The organism is Rheinheimera sp. B2H12 (assembly GCF_059620065.1).
In genome coordinates, this window is record NZ_CM184363.1 from 3,753,193 (window position 1) to 3,765,554 (window position 12,362).

General features: G+C 52.1%; 9 protein-coding genes. 7 read left to right on the plus strand and 2 right to left on the minus strand.

The window, feature by feature from the left end; translation table 11 throughout:
* The first annotated feature begins 107 nt into the window (after window positions 1–107).
* Window positions 108–3,269: an isoleucine--tRNA ligase gene (gene ileS, locus AC53GJ_RS16110; protein WP_496729217.1), complete on the plus strand. Its 3,162-nt coding sequence runs from the start codon at window positions 108–110 to the stop codon at window positions 3,267–3,269.
* 46 nt (window positions 3,270–3,315) lie between these two features.
* Here the strand turns inward: ileS and AC53GJ_RS16115 are convergent, their stop codons facing one another.
* Complete coding sequence (locus AC53GJ_RS16115; protein ID WP_496729218.1) at window positions 3,316–5,502, minus strand: TonB-dependent siderophore receptor; 2,187 nt, start codon at window positions 5,500–5,502, stop codon at window positions 3,316–3,318.
* A gap of 277 nt (window positions 5,503–5,779) precedes the next feature.
* Here AC53GJ_RS16115 and AC53GJ_RS16120 point away from each other — a divergent pair, with 277 nt between their 5' ends.
* Both AC53GJ_RS16120 and AC53GJ_RS16125 read left to right on the plus strand, forming a co-directional pair.
* On the plus strand, window positions 5,780–6,970 hold the full coding sequence (locus AC53GJ_RS16120) for a PepSY-associated TM helix domain-containing protein (RefSeq protein WP_496729220.1): 1,191 nt from the start codon (window positions 5,780–5,782) through the stop codon (window positions 6,968–6,970).
* Complete coding sequence (locus AC53GJ_RS16125; protein WP_496729221.1) at window positions 6,967–7,425, plus strand: PA2404 family protein; 459 nt, start codon at window positions 6,967–6,969, stop codon at window positions 7,423–7,425. The genes AC53GJ_RS16120 and AC53GJ_RS16125 overlap by 4 nt, the downstream gene beginning before the upstream one ends.
* 22 nt (window positions 7,426–7,447) lie before the next feature.
* Here the strand turns inward: AC53GJ_RS16125 and AC53GJ_RS16130 are convergent, their stop codons facing one another.
* The gene (locus tag AC53GJ_RS16130) at window positions 7,448–7,927 is read right to left on the minus strand and encodes a SixA phosphatase family protein (RefSeq protein WP_496729223.1); all 480 of its coding nucleotides are present in this window, start codon (window positions 7,925–7,927) and stop codon (window positions 7,448–7,450) included.
* 256 nt (window positions 7,928–8,183) lie between these two features.
* Between AC53GJ_RS16130 and AC53GJ_RS16135 the strand changes: the two genes are divergently transcribed.
* The 4 genes from AC53GJ_RS16135 (at window position 8,184) to AC53GJ_RS16150 (ending at window position 12,341) form a co-directional block, all read left to right on the plus strand.
* Window positions 8,184–9,428: an HlyD family secretion protein gene (locus AC53GJ_RS16135; RefSeq protein WP_496729225.1), complete on the plus strand. Its 1,245-nt coding sequence runs from the start codon at window positions 8,184–8,186 to the stop codon at window positions 9,426–9,428.
* 61 nt (window positions 9,429–9,489) lie between these two features.
* The gene (locus AC53GJ_RS16140) at window positions 9,490–10,230 is read left to right on the plus strand and encodes an ABC transporter ATP-binding protein (protein ID WP_496729227.1); all 741 of its coding nucleotides are present in this window, start codon (window positions 9,490–9,492) and stop codon (window positions 10,228–10,230) included.
* A gap of 121 nt (window positions 10,231–10,351) precedes the next feature.
* Complete coding sequence (locus tag AC53GJ_RS16145; RefSeq protein WP_496729229.1) at window positions 10,352–11,173, plus strand: ABC transporter permease; 822 nt, start codon at window positions 10,352–10,354, stop codon at window positions 11,171–11,173.
* 1 nt (window position 11,174) lies between these two features.
* A complete protein-coding gene (locus tag AC53GJ_RS16150) occupies window positions 11,175–12,341 on the plus strand; it encodes an ABC transporter permease (RefSeq protein ID WP_496729231.1) in 1,167 nt (388 codons plus the stop codon).
* Window positions 12,342–12,362: the final 21 nt, after the last annotated feature.

Below are 12,362 nucleotides of genomic sequence, written 5' to 3' on the forward strand. Positions count from 1 at the left end.
ATTTCTTTTGAGATGGTGGGATAACTTGCGTCTTTAATAAATTCAGCAACCCGCCAAGAGGCGGGTTTTTTGATCCTTCACCTCTTGGCTTAAGCACAGAGGTTAGGATGACAATCACAGACACAACAGCAACAGATACAACGAGCAAGCCGACAACAGCACCAGCCAACCCGGGTTTTTCCTTTGTGGCGGCTGAACATCAGGTGTTGGCTTTTTGGCAAAGCCAGCAGGTGTTCCGGCAATCACTGGCGCAAACCGCCGGCAAGCCTGAATTTGTGTTTTACGATGGGCCACCTTTTGCCACTGGCCTGCCGCACCATGGTCATCTGGTTGCGTCCACCATCAAAGACATCATTCCGCGTTATCAAACCATGCGTGGTTTTCATGTCAAACGCCGCTTTGGCTGGGACTGTCATGGCTTACCAATCGAACATGAAATCGATAAAAAACTGGGCATGTCAGCACGGGAAGCGGTGGCGACTCTGGGGATCAAAGCTTATAACGACGAGTGCCGCAGCATAGTGCAGCGCTATACCGCAGAGTGGGAAACCATCATCAGCCGGCTGGGCCGTTGGGTTGATTTTGCGGATGACTACCGCACGATGGAGCCCTGGTATATGGAATCCGTCTGGTGGGTGTTTCAGCAGCTGTGGCTACAGGGTCGCGTTTATCAGGGCGAAAAAGTGGTGGCATACTCCACCGCATTAGAAACTGTGTTATCCAACTTCGAAGCATCGTCCAACTATAAAGAAGTGCAGGATCCTGCCATCACAGTGCTGTTTCAACTGGCCGATCAGGACTGTTATCTGGCAGCCTGGACCACCACGCCCTGGACTTTACCGGCGAATTTAGCGCTCTGTGTCAATCCAGCACTGGATTATGTCAAGGTGCTGGATCCACAGGTCAACAAGACCATTTGGCTGGCCGCCGAACGATTGCCCGCCAGGCTACAAACCGCAACAGTGTTGGCCAGAGTCAAAGGGGCAGAGCTCGCAGGTCTGCGTTATCTGCCCGTTTTACCGTACGCAGCCACCACAGCGCAGCCAGGTGCCTTTCAGGTGCTGGCGGATGAGTTTGTCAGTGCCGACAGTGGCACCGGTATCGTCCATCTGGCACCCGCTTTTGGCGAAGAAGATCAACGGGTGTGCCGCGCACACCAGCTCAACGCAAGTCCCTGCCCGCTCGATAGTCGGGGGCACTTTACGGCAGATGTCAGCGCGCTGGCCGGGCTTTATTTAAAAGACGCGGACAAAGTGATCATCCAGCAACTGAAACAGCGCGGTGTGTTGTACATGCATGAAAGCATCCTGCACAGCTATCCGTTTTGCCCAAGAACGGACACGCCCATCATCTACCGCACAGTGCCGTCCTGGTATATCAGTGTGGCGCCACTGCGCGATAAACTAGTGGCCAATAATTTGCAAATCCAGTGGGTGCCAGCGCATATCCAGCAAGGCCGGATGGGCAAATGGCTGGAAAATGCCAGTGACTGGGCGGTATCGCGCAATCGATATTGGGGCACGCCACTGCCGATTTGGGTCAATGAACTGTCTGGACAAAGGCACTGCATCGGCTCGGTGGCCGAACTGAAGGCTCTGACCGGGGCTGACATCACTGACTTGCACCGTGATCATATCGATGCCCTGACATTCAGTCTGCCGGATCAACCCGGACTGTACCGCCGGGTACCGGAAGTGTTTGACTGCTGGTTTGAGTCCGGCGCCATGCCTTATGCACAGGTGCATTATCCATTTGAAAATAAACAGCAATTTGAAGAAAGCTTTCCGGCATCTTTTATCGCAGAAGGTGTTGATCAGACCCGCGGCTGGTTCTACACCCTGCAGGTCTTGAGCGAGTGCCTGTTTGGCAAACCGGCGTTCAGCCATGTGATTGTCAATGGTCTGGTGCTGGCCGAAGATGGCCGCAAGATGTCAAAACGACTGCAAAATTACACGCCACCGGCCGAACTGATGGAACAATACGGCGCCGATGCTTTGCGGTTATATCTGATCAATTCCGGTCTGGTGAAAGCAGAAGAGCAAAAATTTAGCGATGCCGGCGTGCAGGACATGGTGCGTCAGGTGTTATTACCCTGGCTGAACGGCTGTAAATTTTTGCAAACCTACGCCGATATCGACCAGTGGCGTTATCAGGCGCAACCTGCCAGCAACAATATCCTGGATCAGTGGATCCTGTCCCGGTTACAAAGTCTGATCGAGCAAGTGAATCAGCACATGCAGGCTTATCGTTTGTATGAAGTGGTGCCACCGCTATTTGCTTTTTTGGAAGATCTGACCAACTGGTATATCCGGTTAAATCGTGCCCGTTTCTGGCAAAGCGGGCTGAACGATGACAAACAACAGGCTTATGCCACGCTTTATTGTTGTCTGCACACTTTTGGCCGCCTGATGGCGCCGCTGGCTCCCTTTCTGGCCGAACATCTGTACCAGCAGTTACAGCGCTACAACACAGACTCGGCCGCGCCGCTGTCGGTGCATTTAACGGCTTATCCCGAATCAACTGCCAACTGGCGGCAACCGGCACTGGAGCAAAGTGTGCAACGTTTCCAGCAACTGGTGGTAATGGGGCGACAGTTGCGTAATGATTGGAAAATCCGCCTCAAAACGCCGCTGCCAACTGCCACTGTGTTGCATCCGGATGCCAAAGTATTGGCAGACTTAACGGCTTTAGCCGGCTATATCCGTGCTGAGCTGAATATCAAACAGCTGACATTCAGTACTGCCGAAAGCGACTTTTTTGATTTATCGGCCAAAGCCAATTTTGCGCTGCTGGGCAAACGACTGGGTAAACAGATGAAAGCTGTTGCCAGCCAGATCGCGGCCATCAGTCCAGCGCAAATGGCCCAGTTACGCCAACAAGGACAACTACAGCTCGGTGAGCTGCTGCTGAGCGAAGCCGAAATCATCCTGCAGCGCACGGCGAAAGCCGGCGCCCACGCGCTGGCGCATCCGCTGATTGGATTGGCCTTGGATCCAACGCTCAGCACTGAACTGCTGGCGGAAGGTAAAGCGCGGGAACTAATCAGCCGCATCCAACAGCTACGCAAACAACAAGGACTGGCAGTGACCGATCAGATCCGACTGTCGCTGTGGATGTCGGCTGCATTACAGCAAGAGCTAGCGCCTTGGCTGACCCATCTGCAAGCCGAAACCTTGTGTACAGCATTGGATTTTGCGCTGGCGCCGACAGAGGGCGAGCTATTGCAACTGGAACAGGAAAGCATCGCCATCCGCTTGTGGCGCTGTTAGCTGCGGCAGGCTGACAGCAAGGTTGCTGTCAGCCGCTGTTGCTGGCTTAGAACTGGTAACTGACACTGAGGCTGTAATTGGCCGGTGCGCCATAGTAGGCTTGTGCCCAGTACAGGCTGTTCAGATAGTTTTCGTTGGTCAGGTTATTGGCATTGACCTGCAGTTGCCACTGCGCATCAATGTCATAACTGGCCATCAATCCCAGCAAGCCATAAGCTTGTTGCCTAGTGATAATGTCCTGACCGGCATTGGCATAAGCAGCTGTCACCACCCCCTGTTTGCGTGAAATGTCGGATTGCCAACGATAATTCAGGCCAACCCTGGCACCTGGTAAGGCGGACAGCTGGTAAACCGCCGCTAGTTTGGCCACTTGCTTTGGGGTATAACCTTTGACTAAGTCGTCGCCGTCAATGTCGACGGTCGTGACTGAGCCGCTCAGTTGCAATTGTTCAGTTAAACTGCCGCTAAGCTCCAGTTCAAGCCCTTTGCTTTGGATCCCCTGAGCAGCTGTGTACACTTTGTATAAACCCAGCGTCGGATCCGCCACGTCTTTAACAAACACCGCTAAATTTTGCTGTTCAATCTCAAAGGCGGCGACAGACAACAGCGCCTGATCATTCAATAAACTGGCTTTTAGTCCCAGTTCTGTCGCTTTACCATCGACCGCAGGTAACAAACGACGGTTGTCGTCACGCTCTTTTTGCGGCTGAAAAATAGCAGTATGGCTGGCGTAAAGGTTAATTTGCGGGGTTAATTCCCAGACAGCGCCGACGTAAGGCACCAAGCCATCTTCAGCGGTCTGTTGATCGACGCCATAAGAAGTACCTGCCACCTTGGCATCAATCCAGCGGGCACCGGTAATCAGTTTCAGACTATCAAGCAGCTCCCAGCGCACCACGGCATAGAGGGCTTGCTGATCGGCATCCACCAAACTACCGGCGGCGCCATCGTTAAAACTGGGCAGCGGCGTATTGCCCTGCCAGCCTATCAATGCCGGCATCAGCGGAAAACCAAGCCCCGTGCTGTAGTCATACAAAGATAAATCTGTGTAGTGTCGATCGGCGATATTGGCGCCTGTCACCAATTCATGCTGTCGACCGGCCAGACTGAATTTGCCCTGCAGATAGAGATCGGCCAGCTGGGTTTTTTCGGTTTTACTATAGAAACTGCCATAACCGGTAGTCCCTAACCCGGTGATCGGATCTATGCCGTGTTCGGCACTGATATAGACATAAAACAGATCGCCAGCCTGCTCGTTATGCAACAATTGATAGCTACTGATCAGTTTCCAGTCGTCATTGAACTGATGGGACAGCTCGACAAAAGAGCGGTTATCTTGTACCTGCCAATAGGACCAATTCGCCGAAGTGCTGGCAGAACGGTGATAAGCAATTGGACTGCCATCGCCATAATACAGACTGAGCGCGCCCCACATGCCACCACTGCCCTGACTATCTTGTGCGCTATGACCAAAGGTGAACAACGTATTGTCGCCAAGGGCGGCGCTTGCCACCAGATAACCAACTGTTTTGTTATGGTTGTAACGATCGAGATAAGAGTCTTTGTCTTCTTTGACCAGTACAGCCCGCAGGTTTAAGCCATCGGTCAATGCGCCCTGAACATCCCCTTCCTGCCGGGTGTTGGCAAAAGAGCCATAACTGGCCCTGATAGTGGCGGCAGTATCGGCACCAGCCCGTTTGCGCACCATATTGACTGTGGCAGAAGGATTGCCAACACCGGACATTAAGCCATTGGCACCCCGGATAATTTCAACACGTTCAAAAATGGCGGTATCAACATCGCCTTCAATGCCACCGCCGGTAAAAGGTAAACCCAGGCCATCCACCTGAAAATTGGTAATATCAAAACCCCGGGCATTGTAGTAAGTCCGATCAGTTTCAATCCGCTCGACGTTGACCCCAGTCGCCTGATCGAGCGCCTGATTGATATTGTTCAGCGCAAAATCCTGCAGCTGTTCTGCCGATAAAATGCTGATGGCTTGCGGGGTATCCTTCAGGCTTAAATCCAGTTTGGTGGCACTGCTATTCTGATCAACCAGATAACCTTGCGCCCGAGTGCCACTGATTTCAAGCCGTTCCACACTGGCTTCCTCTGCCGCCAGCAACTGCGGACTGACCAGCGCAGTGCTGATAGCCAGCGCGATCACAGACCACGATTGACCACCAACCACAGCAGTTGAGTGCTTGAACATTGCACGAGCAGACTTCGACATCAATAAACCCCAATAGATTGTATAAATAGGAATCATTATCACATTTATTCTACTCAAACTCGATTGAAAATCATTCTCAAAAACTTAATTCATTGTTTTTAAATAACTTAAACATGAAAGCCAGATAATATGAATGCGAATGATTGCTATATTTGCTTGGTGTTTAAAAAGAACTCAGGTACATTGACAACTTTCTGCACTCCCCCTGCTCAACGCAAGGCGGTGCTGCGCCGTGGTGCTGACCTCTGGCCAATGGGCCTATGACAGGTATTTTCCGATGAAAATTTCACAAAAATTCTGGTTTCAGCTGCATGGCTGGTGTTCGTTACCGGTCTGGCTGATCTTTACCGCCGTCTGCCTTACCGGCACCATTGCCGTGCTGAGTCATGAACTGACCTGGTTATTTAACGAAAATGCCCGCGCGCTGAATCCGGAAAATTTAGCGGCGAAACCTGTGGCAGAGCTGGTCGCTGCGGTCCTCGCGGCCGAGCCGGGTGCCGCAGTGACTTCAGTGATGGTGATGGAACCTTATTTGGTGACCGCTGTGCTGTTTACCACAGAAACCATGCCGGCAGCCATTGCCTACGTCAATCCTTATACCGCCGTGGTGCAGGAGATTAATCCGGGGCTGAATTTCATCAGCTTTATGCGTAGCTTACATGGCTGGCTGCTGTTCCCATGGCAACACAGCTATAGCCTTGGCTATTATCTGGTCAGCGCGATGTCGTTGCTGATGCTGGGCGCGCTGATCACCGGACTCATCATTTATAAACGCTTCTGGCAATCTTTTACCGCCCCCAAACTGCGACTGCAGCAAGGTAAGAAAACCGTGCTGGCCGACTTGCACCGGCTGGCCGGAGTCTGGTCGATCTGGTTTTTGTTATTGATGTCGCTGACGGGTCTTTGGTATCTGCTCCAGGCCGTACTTTGGCATAACGAGGTTGAGTTTTATTATGAAGTCGAGCCGCTCAGTAGCCTGGCCGTACCAAAAGCGACGGCTGATGGTCAACTGCCAGGCATGATCCCGCTGGCGCAGGCGCTCAGCACAGCGCAGCAATTTCTGCCTCAGTTGCAGCCAGCTTTTATTGCCATGCCGGAACATCCACGCGATTACTACCGCATTTCGGGTTATGGCGATTCGGTTTGGTTTGATCAGTATTCGTATACGGTCTGGCTAAACCCATGGACCGGCGAAGTGGCTGATAGCCGGGTGCCGGCGCAGATGGCCGGGCTGGAAACCCTGATGTCGGTGACGGATCCGCTGCATTACGGCACTATCGGCGGACTCTGGACCAAAGCAATTTGGTTTCTGTTTGGCTTATTAGTCAGTGGCATGGCCATCACCGGCTTTATGATTTGGGGCAGCCGGACTGTGCGCGCCAGCCGCAGCTGTGCTGAACTGAGCAGCATAACAACAAACGACCACCACACTGTGGGCACCTTGCAGCAGACAGGGGCAAAAAGATGAAGCAAGCAACGCAAAAGATTGGTTTCTTTTGGGCCAGATCCAAATTCAAACTCAATGGTCTGGTGTTGATCCTGCCATTTTGGTTTATGTACCAATCGCTGCAACTGCAATTTCCACCGGCGTTGCCCAAAGCACAGCTGGGTCCTTTTGATGTCAGCGTGATGCCACTGACTGAAGATGGCCCTTACCCGCACCATGGTGAATGGGTAAAAGATTATTACCTGCAGTGGTGCAGCGGTTGTGTGGAGAAAATCCGTCAGGGCTTTTTGCTGGTGAGCGACACCCCACCCGATTTAACCACTTTAAGCAAACAGCACAGCAGCTTGTTGCATGGCAATAAACACGGCCTGCATGTGCATGCCAGTACGCCACCACAGTTGCAAAGCGGTGACAAACTCTGGCTGATTATTGAAGACTGGCAGGGCCAGGTCTATAGCCATCACTGGGTGTTATAGGCCCGGCTCAATCCACCTCAAGCTATTTCAACAGCGCACAAGGCAGTAACCAAGCCAATTCGAAATGCCCGTTTCGATAGTCCAGCGCGCAGAGCGAGGCTTTTTTGATCTGCAGCGCTGGGGTTGGCATCCGCAATAAATGGCTGATCAGCAGTGAAAAATCCGGTTCATGCCCAACCAGTAAAGTATGCTGTGGTAACAGCGGCAATAATTGCTGCAGTGCTGACAGAGCCTGCGCTGTGGGTGTCTCCAGCGCCAGCCAGTCACAGGGTTGCCAGGCCGCCAGTGCCGCCTCATAACAGACAATTTCTGCGGTTTGCACCGCTCTGGGATAAGGGCTGGTGAGCACCAGTTGCGGACTGATGTGCTGACGTTGCAATAGCGCCGCCACTTTTTGCGCTTGCAACTGGCCTTTGGCAATTAACTGACGAGGCCTGTCCGGCAGCTCAGGCTGACGCAACTGCGCAGTGGCATGGCGCAAAAAATACAAGGTTTTATCCATCTGTCCTCTCAAACGTCCGATTTCGGAAAAAACCGTCCGGAATCGGACGATAGTGCACCAAGAAGCCGCAAAGCAATAAAAATAACATTAAATATCAACAAATTAAATATGGCACAACCTTTGCTATATTCATTCGTCGTGCACAAAAACCACCAGCAGCGACCACAGCTCAGGCTGGCCGGGAGCTTGAACAGGAGCTGGCCGGACTGGCGAGTGGTGAATTGCAATTTGGCATTAAGAACAACAAGGTTCAACCATGGATGTACAAAAACCGAAAAAATCTGCCCGCTGGCGAAAACCAGCCCTGTTGCTGAGCGCACTGACCCTGCTGCTGCTGAGCACACTGGTGCTGACGTCGCCAGGCCATGCCGTCAAAATTGAGCAAAGCCAGTTACTGTTTGCCGAAGTGAAACAAGGTGATTTAACAGTGACAGTCGATGGTTATGGCGTGTTACGTTCTGACAAACAAAAACTGATCAGTGCGTTAAGCGCAGCGACTGTAGAAGAAGTGGTATTAAAACCTGGCGCCGAGGTCAGCCCTGACTCAGTGATTTTACGCCTCAGTGATCCCGAATTATTGCAAGAAATTGAAGCTGCAACTATGGCAACCACCCAGGAAAGAGCCAACGTACGCCGCCAGCAATTGAACAATCAACGTGATTACCTGACCGAAGAAGGCCGTTTCGCAGAGCTTAATGCCAACTATCAAATGGTGGTGTTGCGCCACGCCGCCGAAGCCGAGATGGCGGCCAAAGGCATAGTCTCGCAACTGACGTTTAACACCACTGTGCTACAAAAATCACAACTAGCGGAACAAGTGAAACTGCAACAAGATCGGCTGGCGCAGTTGAAGTTAGTCAATCAGGAAGCGCTGAATATTTCGCAAGAACAGTTGAACCAAGCCATCGCCCATGAAAGCCGGCTGCGGCAACGACTTGAGCGACTGACAGTTCGCGCCGGTATTCAGGGCGTGTTACAACGGCTGCCGGTGGAGCTGGGTCAAAGTGTGGCGCCTGGTCAGGAGCTGGCGCTGGTCGGTAGCGATCAGGATTTATTGGCGTTAGTACGGGTGCCGCAAAGCAAAGCCGAACAGATTCAGCCGGGACAAAAAGCCCGCATTAACACCAGACGTGAACAAGCCGATGCCATAGTCACGCGGATCACACCGCAAGTGGTCGAAGGCACTGTCGAAGTGGAATTAAAGTTCACCCAGGCGGTACCTGCTTCTGCCAGGCCAGAGCTCAATATCGACGCGCAGATTTTTACCGCCACTCTCAGTCACACTTTGTATGTGGAGAGACCGGTCAATATCCAGAGCCACAGCAAAGGCGAGTTGTTCAAAGTCAGCCCAGATGGTCAGTTGCTGCAAAGCATGCCGATGGAGTTTGGCGATGAAGCAGGTCGGTATTTACAGATTAAACAAGGCGCTAGCTTAGGTGATAAACTGGTGCTTTCGGATATGAGCACTTATCGCGATACAGCAGAAATCAGGCTGTTGTAGCAATAACCCGGGATATAGAGCAGGACAGCCTGCTTTCACTTGTAAAACAAGGACATCAAAGATGCGTGAACATAAAATTAAAATGCAAGGCATCACCAAAGTGTTTGCCACCGATGAAATGGAAACCCATGCGCTGCGGGGCATCGACTTAGACATTTTTGCCGGTGATTTTGTTTCCATTTGTGGCCCGTCCGGCTGCGGCAAATCAACGCTGTTGTCCTTGCTGGGGTTATTGGATATGCCCACTGAAGGCAGTTATCAGATTGAAGGCAAAGAAGTCAGTGGCCTGAGCCTCAGTGAAGCTGCCTTTATTCGCAATGAAAAAATCGGCTTTATTTTTCAGTCCTTTAACTTAATAGATGAACTCACCGTCTTCGACAACGTCGCTTTACCGCTGCGTTATCGCCGCCAAAACGTGCCAAAAGCAGAATTAGAAGCGCGGGTGATGGCTTGCTTAAAAACCGTTGATATGACCCATCGTGCCAGTCACAGACCCAATCAGCTGTCTGGTGGTCAACAACAACGGATTGCGATTGCTCGCGCACTGGTCGGCAACCCTGCACTGCTACTGGTCGATGAACCGACAGGTAACCTGGATTCGAAAAACGGCGATGCGGTGATGGATATGCTGTGTGAGCTCAATAACAACGGCACCACTTTGTGCATGGTGACGCACGATCCGCGTTATGCCGATATGGCGTCGCGCAAGCTGCATTTACTGGATGGCCGAATTTTGGATGCTGAGGGTACGCCACTGCAACAATCCACGCTGCGGCAAGTCGTGCCATCAGCAGCTTGCTGACGACACGCTCTGCCCTGCTCGCTCAGTTGTGGCCGGACAAGGTGCCATAGCACGGTGACGCTGAGCTAAATCAGCAGAAGGATAAACGGATGATTTCCCGCCAGGATTTTTTAACTGTGTTTTGTGCTCTCAGTCGGGCAAAGGGTATGTCACCACTGTGGTGCTGACCTTAGGATTAACGCTTGGCGCTTTGGTTGCAATGTTTAACCTGAACTACCAGATTTTGGCGGCGCCTTTACCCTATGCGGATGAGGAGCTATTGGTGGTAGGGAGCACCGCGTCGCTGGAAAAAGATGGTTCGGTTTTGGATCCGCGCATGATGTCATCGGGCTTGATCCAACAGTTTTATGACAAACCTTCTGACAAACACAGCAACCATGCTTTACTGCGTGATCAAACCTTAGCCATGACCTTACGCGATTTAGCAGATAGTCCATCCATTCATGTTAGCTACAACACGCCAGGTTTTATGCAAATGTTTCAGATGCCGCTGCTGCATAGCCGTGGTTTTAGTGCCGATGAAGATATCGGAAATAACAATGCGGTTGCCGTATTAACAGCACAAATTTGGCGCCATCATTATAACGCTCATCCCGCGCTGGTTGGCCGTCAAGTACGCATCGGTGATATCGATTTTACGGTCGTTGGTATTGCGGCAACCACTTTTAGCGAACCAAAGCTGTTGGGGCATGCGCACCATACCGATGTCTGGCTGCCATCGGGGATGAATCCAAAGCAACAAAATATCGCCTTGTTGTTGGTGGCTAGCCATTATCTGCAACCGCAACTCCTACAACTGCTGGCGCAACAACTGCCACTGTTACTGCTGCTGAGCAGTATCTTGTTAGGCGGTCTGTCGCTAGTGGCATTATTGATGCCACTGCGTAACTGTCAGAGCTGCAGCGCGGATCAGTTGATCCGTCAACAGTTGCAAGGGCAATAACATGATCCTCAGACAAGATTTGCGTACCGCCTGGTATTCGCTGTGCCAAGCGCCCAGCTACGCTTGCACTGTCGTACTGACGCTGGCCTTGAGCCTGGCAATGCTACTGTTGGTCAGTCTGCTGAATTATCAGGTGCTGCTGGCCCCCTTACCCTACCCAGCGGCCGGACAGTTGATGGTCCTGAGTGGGCAAATCCAGCGGCAAGGACAATTGGAGGTCGACGAGACCTTTGTGATGCCGGCACTAACCGAGTTATATCAAGCGGTCTTACCACAAGCAGGTATTCGTCTGCGCGCCATCCAGGGTTATGGCACTGTGCTGTTGCAGCAGCATGCAGAAAAACCCTTAGTGACAACTAGTTACGTCACAGCCGACTATGACGAACTGCTCGCAGTGCCGATGCATTTGGGCCGGTTTTTTCAGGCCAAAGAAGAACTGCAGCAACATCAGCCCGTGGCCGTCTTGAGTTATCAGAGCTGGCAACAACTGTACCAAGGGCGTGCGGATATCCTGTCAAAGTCGCTGCTCATCCAGGGACAAATGTTTCAGATCATTGGTGTCACAGCCAAAGGTTTTATCGAGCCGAAGCTGATGAGTGTCGATCAAAGTGCGACTGTGCTGTGGCTGCCGTTTGATTTTAATCCCGCTAGCACCGCACAACGGCAATCTTGGTCCGCCAGTCGCACAGGCTATTATCTGCTAGCGTCATTGCCATCAAGCATGCAAGAGACGGCCTTACAAACGCAATGGTCTGATTGGCTGGCAACGCAGTTTCGTCAGGAAAATGCCGGGATCGCCCAACTGCAGCCATATTCACCTCGGCTGAAGATGCTGTCGCTACAATCGAAAGTGAACGCCGACAGCCCGGCTTTGTTACGCCGCCATGAATTGGGCATCCGACTGACCATCGGCGCCGCGCCGTCGCAACTGTGGCAACAACTGAGTCGGGCGCAATTGACGTGCGTAACTGCAGGCGCAGCTATCGGCTTGAGTCTGTTGTTGCTGCAGCAATGGCTGCTGCCAATCCGCCAATTAATACCCGAACTGACCGTAAACGCCGTCATCATGCCTATTGGCATGCTGGGTCTGCTGACATTACTGAGCTGCAGTTCAGTGTTATGGCCCATCTTGCGCCAGCCGCCGGCAGTAGCCCTACGCGGTACATAACCAGAATGATCAGCAGGTCAG